Consider the following 22,451-nt stretch of genomic DNA (forward strand, 5'->3'; position numbering starts at 1 on the left):
TTATTCAGCAGCCGGAGGCACTTCCTCGACGATCACAAGATCGCGCTCGGAGGCGCCAATCGCATGGCTCAGCGCCTCTTGATAGGCGGGCGAGCGATAGCAGGCTTCGGCCACCTCGAGGCTCGGGAACCGCGCAACCACATTGCGCGGCCGGTCCCGGCCCTCAAGTTGGACGTGGCGCCCGCCCCGGGCCAGAAAGACCCCGCCATGATCCGCAATCGCGACAGTCGCGATCTTGGCATAGCGGCTGTAAGCCTCTTCATCGGTCACATGGACATTGGCGATCCACAAAGCGGTCATGCGCGGGCCTCGATCAGTTGTTCGACGGCCAAGATTGCCGCATCTGCCGCATCAAGGCTAGGGGCGCCGCCCTGTGCGCGATCCGGACGACCACCGCCGCCTTTGCCGCCAAGCGCCGCGACCGCCGTCTGCACCAGATCGACCGCCGAGACCTTCCCAACCAGATCCGCCGTGACGCCCGCCGCGACCGTGGCCTTGCCATCGGCCTCGGCCAAAGCGACGACCGCGCCGGTGCCGAGCTTGCCTTTCAGCTCATCGACCAGCGCGCCAAGCTCCTTACCCGAAACGCCATCAAAGCGACGCGCGATGACCTTGACGCCTTTGATCTCTTTCGGAGCCGCCTCGGTCGCGCCGCCCATGGCGAGCTGGCGTTTGAGCTGCGCGACTTCGTTGGCCAGCGCCTTGCGCTCATCCGACAAAGCCTTGACGCGATTGACGACCTCACCCGCCTGCGCCTTGATAACGCCTGCGATTTCAGAGAGTTGCGCATCGGCGGCGCGCAGATGGGCCAAAGCAGCTTCGCCGGTCAGTGCCTCGATTCGGCGCACGCCCGCACTCGACGCGCTGTCGCCCAGAAGAACGAATGCGCCGATATCGCCGGTGCGCGCGACATGGGTGCCGCCGCAAAGCTCGAGCGAATAGGTCGTCTTGTCGAGACCCTTGTCAGAGCCCTCCTGACGGCCCATCGAGACGACGCGAACCTCATCGCCATATTTCTCGCCAAAGAGCGCCTGAGCGCCAAGCGCGCGGGCATCGTCGGGCGACATGATGCGGGTTTCCACTGCGGTGTTCTGGCGAATGTAGTCGTTCACCTCGGCCTCGACCTGCGCCAGCTCCTCGGCGGCGACGCCTTTGTTATGGCTGAAGTCGAAGCGCAGGCGGTCGGCGGCGTTCAAGCTGCCGCGCTGCGCGACGTGATCGCCAAGCGCGTGGCGAAGCGCCTCGTGCAGCAGGTGGGTCGCCGAGTGGTTCGCACGGATCTGGCTGCGACGGGCGTGATCGACGGAAAGCTGTGCCCCCTGCCCGCGCGAAATCGTGCCAAGCGTGACTTCGGCCGAATGGACAAAGAGGCCCGAAACCTTCTTGGTGTCGGTCACACGCGCCGCGCCGGTCTCGGTCTTGATCAGGCCGGTATCGCCGATCTGACCGCCCGATTCCGCATAGAACGGCGTTTGGTTTACCACAATCTGGACGGTCTGGCCCTCAGTCGCGGCCTCGACGCCCGCGCCCTCTTGCACCAAGGACAGGATCTGGCCCTCGGCGACTTCGGTGTCATAGCCAAGGAATTCGCTCGCGCCGTGCTTTTCGGCCAGATCGAACCAGATCGTCGCGTCAGCCGTCTCGCCCGAACCCGACCATGCCGCACGCGCCTTGGCCTTCTGCTCGGCCATGGCGCTGTCAAAACCAGCGGTATCGACTGCGCGGCCCTTTTCGCGCAGAGCGTCCTGCGTCAGATCGAGCGGGAAACCATAGGTGTCATAGAGCTTGAATGCCGCTTCGCCCGGCAGGTTCGCGCCTTCCGGAAGCTTGGCCAGCTCATCGTCGAGCAGGCGCAAACCACGGTCGAGCGTCTGCTTGAAGCGGGTTTCTTCGAGCTTCAGCGTCTCTTCGATCATCGATTGCGCACGGCTGAGCTCGGGGTAAGCGGCGCCCATCTGGCGCACCAGCGCCGGAACCAGACGGTGCATGACCGGATCTTTCGCGCCCAGAATATGCGCGTGACGCATCGCGCGGCGCATGATGCGGCGCAGCACATAGCCCCGGCCTTCGTTCGAGGGCATGACGCCATCGGCCAGAAGGAAGGAGGTCGAGCGCAAATGGTCGGCGATCACGCGGTGATGGACCTTGCCCGGACCATCGGGATCCGAGCTGGTGACATTGGCGCTGGCTTCAATCAGCGCGCGCATCAGATCGGTGTCGTAGTTGTCGTGTTTGCCCTGCAGCAGCGCGCCGATCCGCTCGAGCCCCATGCCGGTGTCGATCGACTGCATGTCGAGCGCGCGCATCGAGCCGTCTTCGAACTGCTCGTTCTGCATGAAAACGAGGTTCCAGATCTCGATGAAGCGGTCGCCATCCTCGTCCTTCGAGCCCGGAGGACCGCCCCAGATGTGATCGCCGTGGTCGAAGAAAATCTCGGTGCAGGGGCCGCAGGGGCCGGTCGGGCCCATGCGCCAGAAGTTGTCATCGGTCGGAATGCGGATGATGCGGTCATCGGTCAGGCCCGCGACCTTCTTCCAGATATCGGCGGCCTCGTCATCGGTGTGATAGACCGTGACCAAGAGCTTGTCCTTCGGAATATCGAAATCCTTGGTCAGCAACTCCCAGGCAAAGGGGATCGCTTCTTTCTTGAAGTAATCGCCGAAGCTGAAGTTGCCGAGCATTTCGAAGAAGGTGTGGTGGCGCGCGGTATAGCCGACATTGTCGAGGTCATTGTGCTTGCCGCCCGCGCGCACGCATTTCTGCGCCGAGGTCGCGCGCGTATAATCGCGATGCTCGACCCCGGTGAACAGGTTCTTGAACTGGACCATGCCCGAGTTCGTGAACATGAGCGTCGGGTCATTGCGTGGCACAAGCGGGCTCGACTCGACGACACGGTGGTCGTTGCGCTTGTAGAAATCCAGGAAGGTGGAACGAATATCGTTCAGGCTTGGCATTTCAGGAAATCCCGCTGATGGGCCACGAACCGGCGCTGTCTAAAGATGTGAGAAAAGCCAATATCGCCCGGCGGGGCCAGCGTAAAGGCGCAACCTTGCGAGATTGGTCTGAGAGAGGCCGGGGTCAGGGCCGCAGATCGCGCCTCGAAATGGAAAAAGGGGCCTCTCGGCCCCTTTTGGCAAACAGTTCGGATCCGTCTGTCGGGCTTATTCTTCGACGACGTCGTCGCCGCCTTCTTCGCCCGTTCCGAATTCAAGCCCGTGGCTGGCGCGGATCTTGTCCTCGATCGCATAGGCGGTTTCGGGATTGTCGCGCAGGAACTGCTTGGCATTTTCGCGGCCCTGGCCGATGCGCTCATCGCCGTAGGAATACCACGAGCCCGATTTCTCGACCACGCCAGCCTTGACGCCAAGATCGATCAACTCACCCACCTTGGAAATACCTTCGCCATACATGATGTCGAATTCGACCTGACGGAAGGGCGGCGCGACCTTGTTCTTGACCACTTTCACGCGGGTGGCGTTGCCGATCACCTCGTCGCGATCCTTGACGGCGCCGGTGCGGCGGATGTCGAGACGGACCGAAGCGTAGAATTTCAGCGCATTGCCACCGGTCGTCGTCTCGGGGTTGCCGAACATCACGCCGATCTTCATGCGGATCTGGTTGATAAAGATGACCATGCAGTTCGAGCGCCCGATCGAGGCGGTGAGCTTGCGCATCGCCTGGCTCATCAGGCGGGCTTGCGAGCCCATCTGCATGTCGCCCATATCGCCTTCGATCTCGGATTTGGGCGTCAGAGCCGCGACCGAGTCGACCACGACCAGGCTGACCGCGCCCGAGCGCACCAGCGTATCGACGATTTCCAGTGCCTGTTCGCCGGTATCGGGCTGGCTGATCAGCAATTCGTCAAGGTTAACGCCAAGCTTTTTGGCATATTGCGGATCAAGCGCATGTTCGGCGTCGACAAAGGCGCAGACGCCGCCCTTTTTCTGCTCTTCCGCCACGACATGCAGCGTCAGCGTGGTTTTCCCCGAGCTTTCCGGCCCGAAAATCTCGATGATGCGGCCCTTGGGCAGGCCGCCGATCCCCAGCGCAATATCGAGCCCGAGCGAGCCGGTCGAGGTCGCCTCGATCTCGGCCACGGGATTGTCCGCGCCAAGTTTCATGATCGAGCCCTTGCCGAACTGCCGTTCGATCTGGGCAAGGGCGCTGTCGAGCGCCTTCTGCTTGTCAGCCGTTTTCTTGTCGTTCATGTCGAAAAGTGTCGCCCCTGCCATGCTTTCCATGCCCTTATTTCACACCCCACCCGGTGGGGCAATCTGCGTTGCGCGGCCAGTGTTCGCTTAATGTTCTTATCTACCATCCCAGTGGGCTTTGCAATGCTTTTCCGCGGCCCATCATCACCTGACGTTGCATGGGCTTTAGTCTGCACGCGGCAGGTTAAGAAATGGTTGATTGGAAAACGTAAATGCATCCGGCGCGCCCAGCCGATCGTCCCCGGCCCGCTGGCTTTCGGCGCGCGTGTTCCTGCAGACAATCCGTCTGGCGAACTTTTGTCGAAACGCAACTCGATCTGGGACAGGCCAGAGAACATGGCGCGACACCGGTCCAGTGAACACCTGGCCCGCAGAGCCGCGCCCTTAACGCGGTCTCAAAGACTGTGCATCTCGTGATCCAGATGCGGGGCGGCAAAAATCGTCACCTCTGGCTCCTCCCGCATCGGCGCAGGCTCAAGCTGTTTGCTGACCAATGCCGTCAGCTCGCTCAGTGAGAAGGGCTTGGCCAAAAACGCGGCATGAGGGATGGGCGAGCCGCCTTCTGCAAAGATCTGCTCGCTGTAACCCGACATGAAGATCACGCGGGTTGCCGGACGGTCGCGAAGAGCGGTTCGAACCCAGGCTGGCCCATCCATGCCCGGCATGACGACATCAGTCACGAAGACATCGACATTGAGCCGCTGGTCCGACAAAAGCTCCAACGCGTCTTCGGCGCAAGCAGCCTCCAACACCTTGAAACCCTGAAGCTGCAGCGCCCGGCTGGCAAAAGCGCGGACCGGGGCCTCATCCTCGACCAAAAGCACGGTGACCTCTTTCTCGATCCGTGGCAACATCGCCGCGCTCGGACGGGGGCTCACGGCCTGATCGGGATCGGGGTCCGCGACCTCACCGGCATGGGCCGGGAAATAGAGAGAGAAGGTCGTGCCTTCCCCGATCTCACTGTCGCAGAAAATATAGCCGCCAGTTTGCTTGACGATGCCATAAGCCGTCGAGAGGCCAAGGCCAGTTCCCTCACCAGTGCGTTTGGTCGAGAAGAACGGCTCGAAGACCTTGCCCATATGCTCGACCGGGATGCCCGTACCCTGATCCCTGACCTCGACACGAACATAATTGCCGGGCAGCAGCTGGGCATGGCCAGAGATGATCGGGCCGTCGGTCGTGATATTGGCCGTGGTGATCGCGATATCGCCGCCCTCGGGCATAGCATCGCGCGCGTTCACCACGAGATTCATAATGACCTGCTCAAGCTGGCGTTTGTCCGCGCGGATCAGGCTGAGCTTCGGATCATGGTGAAAGGTCAGCACGATCTTCTCGCCCACCAGCCGGTTCAGCAGATGCGTCAAATCCGAGAGTGAGTCGCGCAGATCGACCAGCTGCAGCCTCAGGGTCTGCTTGCGCGAATAGGCAAGAAGCTGGCCCACCAGCGCCGCCGCCCGGTTCGCGTTTTGCGAAATCTGGTCGACATCGGCATAGTCGGGATCGCCCTTGTCGTGGCGCAGCATCAAGAGATCGCAATGCCCGCTAATCGCCGTCAAAAGGTTGTTGAAATCATGCGCGACGCCGCCCGCAAGTTGGCCAATCGCCTGCATTTTCTGGCTTTGGACAAATTGCGCCTCAAGCCGCTTGAGATCGCTCGCGTCAGAAAGAACCGCCGTCACGCAATCGCCCTGCCCGCCTTTCAGCGTCACCTGCACGAAATGTTCAGGCCCCTGATCACGCGCGCGAAGCACCTCGGCGCCCACCTGCATCCGACCCGCGCAGGCATCGCCGACCCAATCGGCCAGAGGCCGCCCCGGCCCTTCGAGAAGCATGGCGAGCGGGCGGCCCTGGAGGTCACGGCCGAGCATATCCCTTGCCGCCTCATTGGCGCGCATGATCGTGGCCTTGGCGTCCAGAAGCAAAAGCGCAACCGGCAATTCGTCGAACTGGATAACGTCGCTTTGCCTTTGCGGCGGAGGCTCGACGCTGACCGGTTCGACCGAAGGAGCAAAACGCCAGAGCTGCAAATGCGCCCCCGCCTTGCGCGTGACGACAAAGGTCCCCGCCGCGCCCAGATCAATCCGGGACTGCCCGCGCCGTCCCAGCGCGACCCCCAGCGTGCGCCAGACCGCATCGGGATTGGCGATGGAGCGCCCCAGCGCCTCTTGCACCTGACGCCCGACAAGATCGCCCAAATGATCCATCAACACATTGTTCTGCGCGAGGATAAGCCCGTCCGGCATCGCGACAAAGGCAGCCTCCGGCAGTCCGAGCAAATCGGCACGCAACCCCCGCAATTCCCGGCGATCATTCGCCGCTTGGATCAGATGGCGCAGACCATAGGCTCCGCCGAGCAGATACCAGGCAAAGGCCACCGAGAAGAGGATGAAGAAAAACGTGCCCTTGAGGCTGTTTGGTTGGAAGGCGAACCAGAAGGAAAACACCACGACCGGCGCCGTCAATAACGGCACCATTGCCAGCGCGATCGCCGGCATTTCCTTTCGTGTCATCATAACCCTCGAATCCGCCCTGTTTCCGATGTCATAGCAAGGCGGGATTAATCAGGGGTTAATTTCGCCGCAAAATTGCGCAGAAAAATCCATCTGATGCGGTCAGAGGCGAATATTCGGTCACTTTCTCCAGAACAAAGCCGGAATTCCTGCTCAAAAACGCCTGCACCTGATCCTGATTTTCACGGGCAAACACCGAGCAGGTCATATAGGCAAGATGCCCCTCAGCCGCGACCACCTCTGCGCTTTGGTCAAGGATTTGCGTCTGAAGTCCGCCAAGCCGCTCGAGATCCGCTTCGGTCAGCCGCCATTTCTGGTCGGGCGTGCGCCGCCAGGTTCCCGAGCCGGAACAGGGCACATCGGCCACAACCAGATCGAACCGGCCCGCAGCCTTGCCGGGCGGCACCAGACGGATCGTGCCCCCGGCACGACGCGCGCGCTCGGGCAGGTTGGCCATGCGGGCGCGGTCGATGTCATGGGCGCTCACCGAGGCCGCGCCGCGCCCGGCCAAAGCCAAGGCCTTGCCGCCCCCGCCCGCGCAGAAATCAAGGACACTTCCCGTAAGGGGCAAAGCCGCGCAGGCAAGCTGGGGCGAGAGATCTTGCAGCTCGACCAAACCCTCGCGATAGGCCTGGGCATTCGCGAGTTTGCGGCTGCCCTCCCGCACCTCAAGCGCGGTCTCCAGCAGCGGCGAGGTTTCGGTCAGGATGCCCTCCGCCGCAAGCGCCGCCTGCGCCGCTTTGGGGTCGGCCTTGCGTGGGTTCACGCGCAGCCAGACGGGAGCGCGGGTGCGCATCGCCTCGGCCACAGCTTCGGCCTGATCGCCGAGCGAGGCCTGCCATTCCCCCAGCATCCAGTCGGGCAGATCGAGCGCCTCGGCGCCTGCGGGCGCGCGGCCCAGTGCAAGCTCGGCTTCGGTCAAGACCGCAGGCGCATGACCCTCTCCGCTAAAGATCTCGGCGGGGTCGCGTCCTGCCTCGCGACACGCGCCAAGCAGCACCCCACGCCCCGTCATCGCGCCCCCCAAGGTCGCGCGCGAGCGCAAACGGCGCAGGCTATCAAAGACGAGATCGCGCACCGCCGCGCGATCGCCGGAACCGGCATAGCGGCTGGCGCGCGACCAGCGGATCAGCGCGGCTTCGGCGGGCTCTCCGCCCAGAACGCGGTCGAGAATGGTGATGGCGGCAGAGATACGGGCGGCGGGGGTCATGATCCTTGGCCCTTTGGGCAGTGAGACAGGTGATCCGCCCAGAAAGGTGCGCGCGCGCGGAAAGTCAAGCCACGCGCGGCTAGGGCTCGGCCAGCTCTGGCAGATCGGAGAGGTCGGGAGGTGCCCGCGCGCCGATCAGCGCCGCGCGCGCATTCCCGATCAGCGCGCCGCGCCCGTTCATGTCGATCAGCGCCCCCGTGGCGCCGATCAGCGGGCGATCCGGACGGTCGGCAAAGACCGCGAGCGAGGGGGTGATCCCGCTCACCTCTGATCCCAGCGGCGCGCCAAGCAGCATCACCCTTTCGCGCGGCACCCGCCCGCGTCGCCGCGTGTCCACAGCCGCGAAGGTGTTATAGGCAGCGGGCGGCGAAAGCCCGTCATAATCCCCGTCCTGCACCATCCGTCGCAACGTGTCGAACCGCGCAAGATAGCGATCGCTATAGACCTGTGTCCGCGAGTGGAAATTCCCCGCAGCCATCCGCCAATTCCCGCTTTCGAGATAAAGATCGCTGACGAAACGCGCGGCATAGCGGGCGTTTTCCAGCGGGTCGAACATCTGCGTCGCCGAGGTGAAATTCTGGCTGTGCCAGCGCCAATTGAGCTGAAAACACCCCAGATCGAGGTTGCTTTGTCCCTGCGCCACGCGATCCTCGACAAAACGGATGGCGCTTTGGGGATCCTCGAACCAATGGCCCTCGCCGCCCACATTGACGCTCCACGCCCAGGGACGCAGCGCGCCGTTCAATTTGCGACCGGTTTCGGTCAAGGTCAGGGTCATCAGGATATCGGGCGGCACGCCGGTTTCGCGCGAGGCCTGCATGGCGGCCCATTCGCAAACCTCGGCCGGGCCTGCCGCCTGCGCCCGAGCCAGCCCGGGGGCGATCAGCAACGCCACAAGCGCCGCAAGGCCCAAGACAGGGCGATACGGACGCGTCAGGGCAAATTGGATCAGCTGGCGGAGCATCCCGGGACCGAAAAGAAGCACATCTTCTTTTCTCTAGCCCCGGGCGGTTAAGATATGATGAGCGCGGGCAGCTCTGCCCGCCCCCATTTAGCCCAAACGGTAGTTCGGGCTTTCGCGGGTGATCTGCACGTCATGGACGTGGCTTTCGGACAGGCCCGCGCCGGTGATGCGTACGAATTCGCAATTCTTGCGCATCTCGGCCACGGTCGCATTGCCGGTATAGCCCATCGCGGCGCGCAGCCCGCCGACGAGCTGGTGGATCACCGCCGCCGCCGTGCCTTTATAGGGCACCTGCCCCTCGATCCCTTCCGGAACCAGCTTGTCGGAGGCCGCATCCTTCTGGAAATAGCGATCCGCCGAGCCCCGCGCCATGGCGCCAAGCGAGCCCATGCCGCGGTAGGATTTGAACGAGCGGCCCTGGTAATGGATGATCTCGCCCGGGCTTTCATCGGTCCCGGCAATCGCCGAACCGACCATGGCGCAGCTTGCGCCCGCCGCAATCGCCTTGGCGAAATCGCCCGAGAATTTGATGCCGCCATCGGCGATGACCGGGGTCTCGCCCGCGCCCGAAACCGCGTCGATGATCGCGGTCAGCTGGGGCACGCCCACGCCCGCGACGATGCGGGTCGTGCAGATCGAGCCCGGCCCGATCCCGACCTTGATCGCATCCGCACCGGCCTCGACCAGTGCCTTGGCGGCCGAAGCGGTCGCGACGTTGCCCGCCACCACCTGCACCGAGTTCGAGAAGCTTTTCACGCGCTCGACGGCTTTGGCGACGCCCGCCGAATGGCCATGCGCAGTGTCGATAACGACGAGATCGACGCCCGCCTCGATCAGCGCCATGCTGCGCTCGAAGCCTTCCTCGCCCACGGTCGAGGCCGCCGCGACGCGCAGGCGGCCGAGATCGTCCTTGCAAGCGAGCGGGTTCAGCACCGACATCTCGGTGTCTTTCAGGGTCAAAAGCCCGGTCAGCTTGCCCGCGCCATCGGTGATCAGCAGCTTCTCGATCCGGCGCGCCTTCATCAGGTCGATCGCCTGATTGCGGTCAGCGGGCTCTTGCAGGATGGCGAGATTTTCCGAGCTCATCATCACGCTGACCGGGGTCTTTTCGTCGCTGGCAAAGCGCATGTCGCGGTTCGTCACAATGCCGACGACGCGACCATTGGCGTCGACGACCGGAAAGCCGGTGACGTTGTAACGCTCTTGCAGGGCTTTCGCATCGGCCAAGGTCTGATCGGCGCGCAAGGTGATCGGCGCGTAAACGATGCCCGATTCGAAACGTTTGACGCGACGGACTTCGTCGGCCTGCTGTTCGGAGGTGAGGTTGCGGTGAATGACGCCGATGCCGCCCGCTTGCGCCATGGCAATTGCCATGCGGCTTTCGGTGACCGTATCCATCGCCGACGAAAGCAGCGGGATGTTCATGCGGATCTGGCGGGTCACATAAGTCGTCACATCCGCCGTTGACGGCAGGACCGTCGAAGCTGCGGGTACGAGTAAGACGTCGTCGAAGGTGAGTGCCTCGCGAATCTGCATGGATGTCTCCTGTCAGTGTTCGATTTGGCAGTTTCCCCTTTCACGCCCTTCGGGAAATGTCCAGCCCGCCGCCCAGCAAATCCGGGCCGTTCGCGCAAATTTTTGTAACTTCTCGGCAGGGCAAGATCTCGGCAGGATCTTGGCTGAATCGCGCGCGCATTGCACGGGATGCCCTTGGGGAATTTCGCCGGGGATATCGAAGGGGATATCGCTTGCTTGACCCGGCGGAAACTGGCAGAGCGCAGGCACGGCGGGCGCGGCTATTTTGGCCGTGGCGGGGCGCAATCCGTCCGGCCTTCGGCCCTCCCCGCTCAGTGCAGTGATGAGTTTCGCGGCTTCGGCCGCTCATCGGGTCAAACGTTGCCGCAAGGACACGCCTGCCCCGCTCAAAAGCTTGCAACGCCACGTCAGCCATAACGCAGAATTGACCCGAGCCCCGCGCTCGAACAACCTTGATCCGGAGAAGTCAGATGACTCAGGGGAGGAACAAATGAAAAGAACCATTACAGCGCTCGGCGGTTTGCTGATCGGAGCGGCCCCGGCTTTTGCGGGCGGGATCGAACGTGCCCCCCAGTCGCTCAACGTGCTTTTTGAAAAAGGCAATTATGCCGAGCTGAGCTTTGGCGGCGCATCTCCCGATGTGAAGGGCCGCGACATTGCCGGGTTCGAGACCAAGAATGTCGCGAGCGGTTATGGCTTTTTCGGCCTCGCCTACAAGCATCAGTTCAACGACAATCTCTCGGCCGCGATCATCATCGAGCAGCCTTTCGGCGCCGATATCAATTACAAAACCCCCGCGAATGGCGGCTCGCCGGTTCTGGGCGGCACGACCGTTGATGTGAATTCGACCACCTATACCGGCATTCTGCGCTACAAATTCGAGAATAACTTCTCGGTCCATGGCGGTATTCGCGGCTCGCGCGCGGATGGCAATGTGACGCTGCATGGCCAAGCCTATCAGGCCATCGGCGGCTATGATCTGGATATCGACGGGGCGTGGGGCGTCGGCTGGCTGGCCGGTGTCGCCTATGAGGTCCCCGAGCTCGCCGCGCGCGTCTCGCTGACCTATAACTCGCCGATCGAACATAATTTCAACATGACCGAAACCAGCCCCGCCATTCTGGCGGCGACCGGCGGTCTGACCGATACGGTCACGGGCAAGCACAAGGTCAAGACGCCGCGCAGCTGGACGCTGGAAGGTCAGACGGGTGTGGCGGAAGACACGTTGGTCTTCGGCTCGATCCGCTGGGTGAAATGGTCCGAGTTCAAGGTCGACAACGCCCTCTTCCCGATCCAGACCCCGCTTGGCCCGACCGAGCTGGTCTCGCTCAACGACACCACGACCTATACGATCGGCGTCGGGCGCAAGTTCACCGACAACTGGTCGGGTTCGGCCTCGTTCATCTATGAGCCGAAAAAGGGCGATCTGATCTCGCCGCTCGCGCCTTACAACGGCCGCAAGGGCATCACTCTGGCCGCGATCTACACGCAGGACAACATCAAGGTCACCACCGGCATCAACTATTCGAAGCTCGGCGGCTCGACCCTTGGCGTCGGTCCTGATGCTCACAAGACCCAAGTCGCCAAAACCGACAATGGCGACATCTGGGGCATTGGCGTCCGCGTCGGCTATAGCTTCTGATCCCTGCCGATCTGATGTGGAAAGGCCTCGCGATCGCGGGGCCTTTTCGTTACGAGGCGCCGCGCGCCAAAACCAGCCGGGTCACAGACGCCACGGGCCACGGGCGGCGCCAAGCCTGCACCACGCCAAGCCAAGCCATCACGCGTCCAGCCCTCTCCCAACCACATCCAGAAGCCCCCACCGGAGGAGATCGCTGTTGACCGATGCCTGCCCGCCAAAGCCCGCTCGACCTTGGTACGCCTTCTTGGTGCCGCTGGTCATCTTCGCGAGCGGCCTGCCGATAGTCTACAAACTCTTCGGGCGCAGTTTTTTGCCCGCTCCCGACTGGGCCGCGCAGATGCAAGTCGCGGCACTCGTTGTCGGAGTGATCTGCGCCTACGGGGTTATCTGGTTGGACGCCCGAGTTCCGCCAGAGGTCAACAAGGGAAAGCCGCTTGGAAGGATGACCAAAGTGGCTGTCTGTTTGCTGGGCTTTTTCTTTGGCAGGATGCTGGTCCTCGTGTCATTTCCCTTTGTCATGACATTGGCGCTCGGACAGCCCATCGGTATGGTCTATGTCGTGCAATCTGCCAAAGGCGGGGACGGGAAATGCCCCCGCCATATCGTGCTCGAGGAGCTGCCGCCGGTGTTTCACAGGCTGTGCAGCTATCCCGAGGAGGCACGCGCAAACCTCGCGCCCGGCTCGCGGATCTTCGTCACCGGCACGGGCTCTTCGTTCGGGATATTCCCCGAGGGCTTTCACATTGTGGATGCAAAACTTGACGCGGAGCTGCGAAAGGCTGCAGGGATGGACGAACAAGAGGCCGGCGACATCGACCCGCGCGCTCTTGGCCCGATCCGGCTCTCGCCCTGAGTCCGCGGCCCAGGATTGAGCCGCGGCGTAGAACTGAGCCTAGCCCTTGAGCGCCTGCACCAAAGCAGTGAAATGCTCGCCGCGCTTTTCGAAATTCGGGAATTGGTCAAAGCTCGCGGCGGCTGGGGCAAGCAGCACGGTCTCGCCCGATTGCGCCTCGGCATGGGCGCGGGCGACGGCCTCGTCGATGGTCGCGAAGATTTCGTAATCGACGCTTTGGCCAACCTCGAGCGCGAAGTCGCGCGCCGAATGGCCGATGAAATAGGCCTTCACGACATTGCCGAGATGGGGAACCAAAGAGGTGATCCCGCCCTCCTTGCCCATGCCGCCCGCGATCCAGCGGATGTTTTTGAAGGCGAGCAGCGCCTTCTCGGCGGAATCGACATTGGTGGCCTTGCTGTCGTTGACCCAGCGCACGCCGCCGATTTCGGCCACGGTCTGGCTGCGATGCGGCAGGCCTTGGAAGCTGTGGAACGCGGCCTCGATCTCGCGCGGGGGGATGCCCACGGCGCGGCAGGCGGCATAGGCCGCGCAGGCGTTCTGGTGGTTATGCGCGCCCGGGAGCCCGGTGACGGCGCGCAGATCAATCGAGGCGACCTGACGGCCTTTGCGGTATTCCGAGAGAAAGCCCTTCTTGGCGAAGACCGACCAGCCGAAAGCGTCGAGCTTGGTCTCGGACGAGACCCGGATCACGCGATCATCCTGCGGCCCTTCAGACAGCTGATCGGCAAGATAGAGCCCCTCGATTTCATCGACCCCGATCACCGCGCGATCCGGGCCGCCCTCGGCGAAGAGGCGGCGCTTGGCGGCGAAATAGCCACCCATGCCGTGATGGCGGTCGAGATGGTCGGGCGAGAGATTGGTGAAGACGGCGACATCGGGGGTCAGCGCCCGGGCAAGATCGGTCTGATAGCTCGAGAGCTCCAGCACGACGACCTCGCCATCCTGCGCCGGATCGAGAGAGAGCACCCCGGTGCCGATATTGCCGCCCATCTGCGCGGGGCGGCCAACCTCGGTCAGGATGTGGTGGATCAGCGCAGTGGTAGTCGATTTGCCATTCGAGCCGGTGACGGCAATCACCCGGGGGGTGATGTCGAAACTGTCCCAGTCGCGGGTGGCAAAGCTGCGGAAAAAGAGCCCGATATCATTGTCGACCGGAATGCCCAGCCGCAAGGCCATGGCAATCGCCGGATGGGGTTTGGGGTAGAGATGGGGAATGCCGGGGCTGGTGATCAGCGCCGAAACGCCCTCCCATGCGGTTTCGCGGGTGAGATCGCGCAAGGTGAGGCCCTCGGCCTCGGCGCTTGCGCGGGTATCGGCACCGTCATCCCAGACGACGACATCTGCGCCGCCCTCGGTCAGCGCGGCCGCCGTGGCGCGACCGGAGCGGCCGAGGCCCAAAACGGCGATGGTCTGGTTTTGAACGCCCTGAACGGGAATCATGAAAGCCCCCTTGCGCTCTGACGCCGGGGGCGCTTCGCCCCCCGGACCCCCAGAGGATATTTGAACATGAAAGACGAGGACAGCCCCGCTTTGTCACGGGGCCGTGGGATCAGCGGATCTTGAGCGTGGCGAGGCCGATCAGCGCGAGGATGAGGGCGATGATCCAGAAGCGGATCACAATCTGGGCCTCGCCCCAGCCCTTTTTCTCGAAATGGTGGTGGATCGGGGCCATCAGGAAGACACGGCGGCCCGTGCGTTTGAAGTAGAGGACCTGGATGATGACCGAAAGCGCCTCGACCACGAAGAGGCCGCCGACGATGGCTAGAACGACCTCGTGTTTGGTCACGACCGCAATCGCTCCGAGCGCGCCGCCGAGGGCGAGCGAGCCGGTGTCGCCCATGAAGACGGCAGCCGGCGGCGCGTTATACCACAGGAATCCGAGGCCTCCGCCGATGAGCGCGGCGCAGAAGACCGCGAGCTCGCCCGAGCCCGGGACGAAATGTAGCCCGAGATAGGTCGAGAAATTCGCATTGCCGACCATATAGGCGATGATGGCGAAGGTCGCCGAGGCGATCATCACCGGCATGATCGCCAGCCCGTCGAGCCCGTCGGTCAGGTTGACCGCATTGGCCGCGCCCACGATCACGAACATCGCGAAGGGGATGTAGAAGATCCCGAGGTTGATGAAGGCATTCTTGAAGAAGGGAATCGCGAGCTGATGGGAGAGCGCGTCGGGGTGAAGCGCCGCCGCCGAAAAGCCCGCAATCGCCGCGATCACGAAGCCAAGCGCCATGCGCACCCGGCCCGAGAGCCCGGCATGGTGCTGTTTCGTCACCTTGGCATAGTCATCGGCAAAGCCGATCAGCGCGAAGGCGAGCGTCACCAGAAGCACGATCCAGACATAGCCATTGTCGAGCCTTGCCCAGAGCAGCGTCCCGACCGTCAGCGCGGCCAGGATCAGCAGCCCGCCCATGGTCGGCGTGCCGGCCTTAGCGAGATGGCTTTGCGGGCCGTCATCGCGGATCGGTTGGCCCTTTTTCTGGTGGCGACGCAGCAGGTCGATCAGCGGGCGGCCGAAGATGAAGCCGAAGATCAGCGCCGTGAAGAAGGCGCCGCCTGCCCGGAAGGTGATATAGCGAAACAGGTTGAAGAAATCGCCGCCGTCCGACAGGCTGGTGAGCCAATATAGCATCGCTATCCCCTATTCTCAGGGGCGCTGCTTTGCAGCGAACGCCTGAGCGCGTCAACCACTGTCGAGACCTTCGACGATTTCGATCCCTTCACGAGCACGATATCGCCGGTCTGGGCGAGTTCGCTCACCCGCGCGGCGAGCTCGGCGGCGGTTTCGACCCAGATCCCGCGCTTCTCCGCGGGCAGGGCCTCGTGGAGATGACGCATCAGCGGACCGGCGCTGTGGATCAGCGCGACCGCAGCGATCGCGGGATCTTCCGCCATGGCACGATGCATCTCGACCGTCTCGGGGCCGAGCTCGAGCATATCGCCGAGGATCGCGATACGGCGGCCTCCGTCCAGACGCGCGAGCGTCGCGAGACCGGCCGATAGCGAGGTCGGGTTCGAATTATAGGAATCGTCGATCAGCCGGATGTCACCCAGATCCTCGAGCGCGCCGCGTCCCTGGAAGGGGCGCCAGACCGAAAGGCCGCGCGCCGCCTCGGCCACATCAATGCCCGCGGCATGAAGCGCGGTGAGCACACCGACCGAATTCATCGCAAAATGCGCGCCGGCACTCTGGAGCGTGTAATCGACGACCTTGCCGAGAATGCGCGCGCGGACGCGCATCTCCTCGCCCATGGCCTCGGATTTGAGAAGCTGGCCCATGCCATGGGCGCCAAAGCCGATGACAATCGCCCCCGCTTCATCGGCCGCGTCGCGCAGGATCGGCGTCACCGCGAGGTCTTCGGGCAGGATCGCCGTGCCTGCGGCTTCGAGACCGGCAAAGATCGCGCCCTTTTCGCGGGCAATGCCCTCGACCACGCCGAAAGCTTCGAGATGAACGGCGGCGACGGTGGTGATCAGCGCGACATGAGGGCGGGCAAGCCGGGCGAGAGGCTCGATCTCGCCGGGATGATTCATGCCGATCTCGATCACCGCGAAATCGGTCTCGGCGGGCATGCGCGCCAAGGTCAGCGGCACGCCCCAATGGTTGTTGTAGCTCGCTTCGGCGGCATGAATGCGGCCCTGACCGGCAAGGCCTGCGCGCATCATCTCTTTGCTCGAGGTCTTGCCGACCGAGCCGGTGATGGCGATGACCTTGCCCGAAACGCGCGCGCGCCCGGCCCGGCCAAGCGCCGTCAGACCGTCGAGCACATCATCGACGATCAGAAGCGGCACGTCCGAGGCGACGCCCTCGGGAATGCGCGAGACCAGCGCTGCGCCCGCCCCTTTGGCCAGCGCCTGGGCCACGAAATCATGGCCGTCGCGTTCGGCCTTCAGCGCCACGAAGAGATCGCCCGGCGCAATCGTGCGCGTGTCGATCGAGACGCCGGTGACCGTCCAGCTGCCGGAGGCCTTGCCTCCCGTCGCGGCTTCGGCCTCGGCTGCGGTCCAAAGTGCGGTCATATCTTGCCGTCCAGTGCTGCGACGGCGACCGAGGCCTGCTCGGAATCGTCGAAGGGGAAAATGTCGTTGCCGATGATCTGGCCGGTTTCATGGCCCTTGCCCGCGATCAGCAAAGCATCGCCGGGCTGGAGCGCATCGACGCCGCGCAAGATCGCCTCGGCGCGGTCGCCGACCTCGATCGCATCGGGTCCGGCGCCCGCCATGACCTCGGCCCGGATCGCCGCCGGATCCTCGGAGCGGGGGTTGTCGTCGGTCACGAAGACCACATCAGCAAAGTCGCGCGCGGCCTCGCCCATCAGCGGGCGCTTGAGCCGGTCGCGATCGCCGCCTGCGCCGAAGATCACGACGATGCGGCCCATGACATGCGGGCGCAGGGATTGCAGCGCCGAGGCCAGCGCGCCGGGTTTATGCGAGTAATCGACAAAGACCGCCGCGCCGTTTTCGCGCATCGCCGCCAGCTCCATGCGGCCGCGCACCGTGGTCAGGCGCGGCAAGACCGCGACCACCGCGTCGGGATCGGTGCCGGTCGCGATGACGAGCCCCGCCGCCGCCAGCACGTTTTCCGCTTGAAAGCCGCCGATCAGCGCAAGCCGGACCATATGGGTCTTGCCGAAGATCGAGAAGCGCAGATCCTGCCCGGTCGCATCATAGCGCTGGCCGAGGATGCGCAGATCGGCCTCGGGGCTGCGCCCGACGCGGATGATTTTCAGCCCGCGCGCCTGTGCGATCGCAAGCAACTGAAGACCGCGCGGATCGTCGATATTGATGACCGCGCTCGCGCCCTCTTCCAGAATATGATTGAAGAGCAAGGCTTTGGCGGCGAAATACTCGTCGAAGTTCTTGTGATAGTCGAGATGGTCTTGGGTGAAATTCGTGAAAGCCCCCGCCAGCACCCGCACGCCGTCCAAACGCCGTTGGTCCAGCCCATGCGACGAGGCTTCCATACAGGCATGGGTGACGCCCGCAGCGGCGGCCTCGGCCAACACGCGATGCAGCGTGATCGGCTCGGGCGTGGTATGGGCGAGCTTCGCCTCGTAATCGCCCTGCACGCCCATGGTGCCCAAGCTGATCGCCTGTTCGCCCAGAAGCTGCCAGATCTGCCGCGTGAAGGTCGCGACCGAGGTCTTGCCTGAGGTCCCGGTCACTGCGACCAGCGTCTCGGGCTGCGCGCCGAACCACAAAGCGGCAGCGGCGGCCAGCGCCGCGCGCGGATCCTCAACCACCACGAGAGCGGCCTCGGCGCCCGAAAGCTCGGCCGCAGCCAAAGCGGCGCCCTCGCGGTCGGTCAGCACCGCAGCCGCGCCCAGACGCAGGGCATATTGGATGAAGCTTGCGCCATGCGCGCTCGACCCCGGCAGCGCGGCGAAGAGATAGCCCGGCTTGACCTGTCGCGAATCGACCGCGAGCCCCGTTACCTCGGGATCACGCCCCTTGTCCCCTCTCAGCCCCAGAAGGGACAAACGTTTCGCAGTCTCAGACACGGAACCCCCGCTTGATCAGTTCGCGACGAGTTTTAGCCCGTCCGGCGCGCGCGGTTCAATGACCGGCAGTGTGGATTCGGTTTGCGGGCGCAGACCGACAAGCGGCGCAAGCCGCCGGATCAGCTCGGCCGCGACCGGCACAGCGGTCAGACCGGCCACACGCGACTCGCCGCCGCCGGCGGTTCCGGTCGAGGGCTCGTCGAGCGTGACGACCAGCACATATTCGGGCGCGCTCGCCGGGAAGACCGAGGCGAAGGTCGCGACCACCTTGTTCTTGTAATAGCCGCCGGTCGGACGCGGCTTGTCGGCGGTGCCAGTCTTGCCCGCGATCTCATAGCCGACCACGTTCGAGGACCGCGCCGAGCCGCGCGTCACCACGCCGCGCAGCAGGTCGATCGCGACTTTGGCCGCGCCCGAGGAAATCAGCCGCTCGCCCTCGGGATGCTTGTGGCCGTGGATCAGCGTCGGACGCACGCGTTTGCCGTCATTGGCAATCGTCGCATAGGCGCTGGCGAGATGCAGCGGGCTCGCGGCAAGGCCGTGGCCGAAGGCGACCGTGGCCGAAGTCACCGCAGGCCAGCGTTGCGGCACCAGCGGCTTGCCGGTCGGGCCTTCGGTCATCTCGATCGGGGTCGGCTCGAAGAAGCCGAGCTTTTGCAGGAAGTCCTTCTGCCGCTCGACGCCCAACATCTGGGCGATGCGCACCGTGCCGACGTTCGAGGATTTCGCGATGATATCGGCAACCGACAACTGGCCGCCGTAATTGTGGAAATCGTGGATCAGATATTTCCCGATCTTCATCGGCGACTGGGTGTTGATCATCGTCTTGGGATTGATCAGCTTGGCGTCAATCGCCTGCGCCACCGGGAAAATCTTGAAGGTCGAGCCAAGCTCATATTGGCCCTGCACCGCGCGGTTGAAGAGCGGGCTGTCCGAGGCATCGCCCTTCAGGAGCGGACGCGGGCGGTCGTTCGGATCGAAATCGGGCAGGCTCGCCATGGCGATGATCTCGCCGGTCTTGATCTCCATGAAGATGGCGGTGGCGCCCTTGGCGTTCATCACCTTCATGCCGTTCGAGAGCACTTCCTCCATCGCGGCCTGCGCCGAGAGGTCGATCGAGAGCTTCAGCGGCGCGCCTTCATTGGCGGGATCGCGCAGCCAGTTGTCGAAAGCCTTCTCGACCCCGGCCATGCCCAGAACCTCGGCGCTGCTCACGCCTTCATTGCCGAAGGTCGCGCCGCCGAGGATATGGCTCGCGAGATGACCATTCGGGTAAAGCCGCATCTCGCGCGGGCCGAACAGAAGCCCGGGCTCGCCAATGTCATGAACGGCCTGCATCTGCTCGGGCGAGAGCTTTTTCTTGATCCAGAGGAAAGTGCGCTTGCCGGTGAAATCCTTGTGCAGCCGCTCTTCGTTCAGATCGGGGAAAATCCGCGCAAGTTCCGTCGCGGCGCGGTCCGGGTCGATCATCTGCTGGGGATGGGCGTAAAGCGAATGGGTCAGCAGGTTCGTCGCCAGCACCCGGCCATTGCGGTCCGTGATATCGGCACGCTGCGAGATGATCTGCGCCCCCGAGCTTTGCACGCGCGGCTCGCTTGGCTGGCCCGAGGCCAGCGCGCCCATGCGCAGACCGACCGTGCCGAAGGCCACGACAAAGACCGAGGCGAGCAACATCAGCCGGTTCTGCGCGCTCTTGCGGGCGCGGTCCTGCATTTCCGCATGGCGGATCGCGCGGTTTTCGGCCTCGATATCATCGGGGTTCTCGCCGGTTTCCCGGGCCTTGAGAATCCGCGCGAGCGGGCGCAGCGGCTTGCGGATCATGGCGTGCTCTCCTCGGCGGGGGTGCCTGCATCGGGCGCGGCGACGGTCTTGGCGGGATAGGCGACTTGGCGGATGTCGACGAATTGGTCGGAATTGAGCGGGACGAGCTTCAGCTTGTCGAAATTGAGGTTCACCAGTTCGCGCAACCGGTCAGGCCGGTTCAGATAGGACCATTCAGCGCGCAACGTGCCGATGTCCTGACGCAAGCCACCGATCTGATATTGGATCGCCTCCATCTTCCGGATGGCGTCCTGCGTGCGGTAATTCTCGCGATAGGCCCAGAAGGCCAGCCCCATCACCACCAAAGCGGTCGTCAGGTAGAGAATCGAACGCATCCCTATCTCCCCGGAAGCACCGGCAGGCCAAGCACTGCCGGATCGACATGCCCCGCCGGCGCGGCGGTGCGGATGGCGACGCGCAACAAGGCCGAGCGCGCGCGCGGATTGACATCAAGTTCGGAATCGTCAGGGCCGATCGCGCGGCGGAAGGGCAGCGTGAAGGCGGCGGCGGCGGTCTCGGCCACCGGCGCATAGCGGCTGCCGCCGCCCGCCGAATTCGAGCGCTGCTGCATGAAGCGTTTGACGATGCGGTCTTCGAGCGAATGGAAGGTCACGACGGCGAGCTGGCCGCCCTCTTTCAGCCCGCGCTCGGCGGCGGCAAGGCCTGCGACGAGCTGGCCGAATTCATCATTGACCCAGATCCGGATCGCCTGGAACGAGCGCGTCGCGGCATGGCTCTGCCCCGGCTTCGGACGCGGCAGGCAGCTCGCGACGACCTCGGCCAGTTGCGCGGTGCGCGTCAGCGGCCGGGCATTGACGATCGCGCGGGCGATGCGGCGCGAGGCGCGCTCTTCGCCGTAATGGTAAAGCACATCGGCGATGGTCTTTTCCTCGGCGGTGTTCAAAAGCTCGGCCGCCGTCGGGCCGGTATCGCTCATGCGCATGTCGAGAGGGCCGTCGCGCAGGAAGGAAAAGCCGCGCTCTGCCTGATCGAGCTGCATCGAGCTGACGCCAAGATCAAGCACGACCCCGTCCAAAGGCTCGCCCGCCAGACGGTCGAGATCCGAGAAGGTGCCCTCAACCAGCTTCAGGCGGTCGCCATATTGCCCGCTCCAGCTTTCGGCCATGCGAAAGACCGAAGGGTCGCGGTCGATGCCGACGACCTGCGCCGCGCCCGCGTCAAGCAGGCCCCGGCTATAGCCGCCCGCGCCGAAAGTGCCATCGGCCCAGATGCCATGGACCGGCGCGACAGCGCGCAGGATCGGGTTGAGAAGGACGGGGATATGGGGTTCGGTCTCAGTGCTCATTGCGCGCCTCCGGGCTCGTCGCGGCTGGGCAGAAGCGAAAGCGGATCTGCGCCAGGCTCAAGCTCGGGGATCTGTGCTTCGATCCGTTCGATCTCGGCAGTGTAGTTTTCGGGGGTCCAGAGCTTCAGATGATCGCCCGAGGCCATAAAGACCGCGCGATCGCTCAGACCGATCTTTTCCCGCAGTTTCTGCGGCAGGCCGAGACGGCCGTCATTGTCGATTTCGGATTCTTCGGACAGCCCGTTCACCACGGTTTCCAGATAGATCCGGCGCGAGCTGCCACGCGGGAGCTGCGAGATCAGCGTGTCGATTTCCTCGATCGCCTCGATCGTATAGAGCGCCAGATAATTCTGCTCTTTGGTGCCGTAGACGATGACCAGCTGCGGGCGGGAATTGCTGTCGGTCCAGTCGGGATCGGCGGATTCGAAGACGCGGCGAAACTTCGCAGGGATCGAGATCCGACCCTTGGCGTCAACCTTGACCTCTTCCGTTCCTCTGAACCTGCGCGCCACCGACCGCGCTCCTTCCACTGTCCCTTTTCGGCCTTCCGGTTGGCCCGGAAAAGCAAAGGGCGGATCGGGCTGCTGCCACTGCCCGATCCGCCGCCCTCGTCCCATTACTGGGCCCCGAAGTTTCGGGGATCGCCCGGCTTGTGCGCCACCTGGGGGAGGTGCTGCTCGCGCGCTGCTCGGGTCGTTGTCTGGATGCGGGTGCCTGTATGAAGCCTGCTTATCGCCTCGGGGTCTTGGTCGCCCCTTGATGCCCGTATCCGTGGAGAAAGGGATGACATGGGAATTCACGGGAAGCAACGGGGTTTTTCGGCAACACGCGGGCGTGAGCAAAGGCACGCTTGCGAACGGCCCGTGAACAGATTCCCATCCCGTCGAATCGGCG

The 22,451-nt window shown here is 64.0% G+C and carries 17 protein-coding genes; 2 read left to right on the forward strand and 15 right to left on the reverse strand.

The genetic code is table 11. The features are described from left to right. The 7 genes from JCM7686_RS12800 to guaB all read right to left on the reverse strand — a co-directional run bounded on the left by JCM7686_RS12800 (position 1) and on the right by guaB (position 10,431). Positions 1 to 300 carry a DUF1330 domain-containing protein gene (locus tag JCM7686_RS12800; protein WP_020951242.1) on the reverse strand — a complete coding sequence of 100 codons (300 nt, stop codon included), beginning with the start codon at positions 298 to 300 and terminating at the stop codon, positions 1 to 3. Further along, positions 297 to 2,954: an alanine--tRNA ligase gene (alaS, locus tag JCM7686_RS12805; RefSeq protein ID WP_020951243.1), complete on the reverse strand. Its 2,658-nt coding sequence runs from the start codon at positions 2,952 to 2,954 to the stop codon at positions 297 to 299. Before alaS ends, JCM7686_RS12800 begins: the two co-directional genes overlap by 4 nt. A 207-nt stretch (positions 2,955 to 3,161) precedes the next feature. After that, positions 3,162 to 4,232, reverse strand: coding sequence for a recombinase RecA (gene recA, locus JCM7686_RS12810; protein ID WP_020951244.1), 1,071 nt, complete (start codon positions 4,230 to 4,232; stop codon positions 3,162 to 3,164). Positions 4,233 to 4,606: 374 nt separating this feature from the next. Further along, complete coding sequence (locus tag JCM7686_RS12815) at positions 4,607 to 6,721, reverse strand: hybrid sensor histidine kinase/response regulator (RefSeq protein ID WP_020951245.1); 2,115 nt, start codon at positions 6,719 to 6,721, stop codon at positions 4,607 to 4,609. A 58-nt stretch (positions 6,722 to 6,779) separates the two neighbouring features. Further along, the gene (locus JCM7686_RS12820) at positions 6,780 to 7,931 is read right to left on the reverse strand and encodes an RsmB/NOP family class I SAM-dependent RNA methyltransferase (protein ID WP_020951246.1); all 1,152 of its coding nucleotides are present in this window, start codon (positions 7,929 to 7,931) and stop codon (positions 6,780 to 6,782) included. 79 nt (positions 7,932 to 8,010) lie between these two features. Then, positions 8,011 to 8,916, reverse strand: a complete 906-nt coding sequence (locus tag JCM7686_RS23505) for a lysozyme family protein (RefSeq protein WP_148292624.1) — start codon at positions 8,914 to 8,916, stop codon at positions 8,011 to 8,013. Positions 8,917 to 8,982: 66 nt separating this feature from the next. Continuing rightward, complete coding sequence (guaB, locus tag JCM7686_RS12830) at positions 8,983 to 10,431, reverse strand: IMP dehydrogenase (RefSeq protein WP_020951248.1); 1,449 nt, start codon at positions 10,429 to 10,431, stop codon at positions 8,983 to 8,985. Positions 10,432 to 10,921: 490 nt separating this feature from the next. Between guaB and JCM7686_RS12835 the strand changes: the two genes are divergently transcribed. Then, positions 10,922 to 12,073 (forward strand): OmpP1/FadL family transporter, encoded by a 1,152-nt coding sequence (locus tag JCM7686_RS12835; protein ID WP_020951249.1) that lies wholly within the window; start codon positions 10,922 to 10,924, stop codon positions 12,071 to 12,073. A 196-nt stretch (positions 12,074 to 12,269) separates the two neighbouring features. After that, positions 12,270 to 12,926: a hypothetical protein gene (locus JCM7686_RS12840; protein WP_148292625.1), complete on the forward strand. Its 657-nt coding sequence runs from the start codon at positions 12,270 to 12,272 to the stop codon at positions 12,924 to 12,926. 39 nt (positions 12,927 to 12,965) lie between these two features. Here JCM7686_RS12840 and murD read toward each other — a convergent pair whose 3' ends face one another. The 8 genes from murD to mraZ form a co-directional block, all read right to left on the reverse strand. Beyond that, entirely contained in the window at positions 12,966 to 14,369 is a 1,404-nt protein-coding gene (gene murD / locus JCM7686_RS12845) for a UDP-N-acetylmuramoyl-L-alanine--D-glutamate ligase (protein WP_020951251.1), read from the reverse strand. Between the two features lie 109 nt (positions 14,370 to 14,478). Beyond that, the gene (gene mraY, locus JCM7686_RS12850; protein ID WP_020951252.1) at positions 14,479 to 15,561 is read right to left on the reverse strand and encodes a phospho-N-acetylmuramoyl-pentapeptide-transferase; all 1,083 of its coding nucleotides are present in this window, start codon (positions 15,559 to 15,561) and stop codon (positions 14,479 to 14,481) included. A gap of 2 nt (positions 15,562 to 15,563) precedes the next feature. Then, on the reverse strand, positions 15,564 to 16,949 hold the full coding sequence (locus tag JCM7686_RS12855) for a UDP-N-acetylmuramoyl-tripeptide--D-alanyl-D-alanine ligase (RefSeq protein WP_020951253.1): 1,386 nt from the start codon (positions 16,947 to 16,949) through the stop codon (positions 15,564 to 15,566). After that, positions 16,946 to 18,430, reverse strand: coding sequence for a UDP-N-acetylmuramoyl-L-alanyl-D-glutamate--2,6-diaminopimelate ligase (locus tag JCM7686_RS12860; protein WP_020951254.1), 1,485 nt, complete (start codon positions 18,428 to 18,430; stop codon positions 16,946 to 16,948). The genes JCM7686_RS12855 and JCM7686_RS12860 overlap by 4 nt, the downstream gene beginning before the upstream one ends. 15 nt (positions 18,431 to 18,445) lie before the next feature. Further along, entirely contained in the window at positions 18,446 to 20,251 is a 1,806-nt protein-coding gene (locus JCM7686_RS12865; RefSeq protein ID WP_020951255.1) for a peptidoglycan D,D-transpeptidase FtsI family protein, read from the reverse strand. After that, positions 20,248 to 20,586: a cell division protein FtsL gene (ftsL, locus tag JCM7686_RS12870; protein ID WP_020951256.1), complete on the reverse strand. Its 339-nt coding sequence runs from the start codon at positions 20,584 to 20,586 to the stop codon at positions 20,248 to 20,250. The genes JCM7686_RS12865 and ftsL overlap by 4 nt, the downstream gene beginning before the upstream one ends. Positions 20,587 to 20,588: 2 nt before the next feature. After that, positions 20,589 to 21,557, reverse strand: coding sequence for a 16S rRNA (cytosine(1402)-N(4))-methyltransferase RsmH (rsmH, locus tag JCM7686_RS12875; RefSeq protein ID WP_020951257.1), 969 nt, complete (start codon positions 21,555 to 21,557; stop codon positions 20,589 to 20,591). Further along, on the reverse strand, positions 21,554 to 22,069 hold the full coding sequence (mraZ, locus tag JCM7686_RS12880) for a division/cell wall cluster transcriptional repressor MraZ (protein ID WP_041527903.1): 516 nt from the start codon (positions 22,067 to 22,069) through the stop codon (positions 21,554 to 21,556). The genes rsmH and mraZ overlap by 4 nt, the downstream gene beginning before the upstream one ends. Positions 22,070 to 22,451: the final 382 nt, after the last annotated feature.

It is taken from the genome of Paracoccus aminophilus JCM 7686 (genome assembly GCF_000444995.1).
In the GTDB taxonomy this organism is placed as follows: Bacteria; Pseudomonadota; Alphaproteobacteria; order Rhodobacterales; family Rhodobacteraceae; genus Paracoccus; species Paracoccus aminophilus.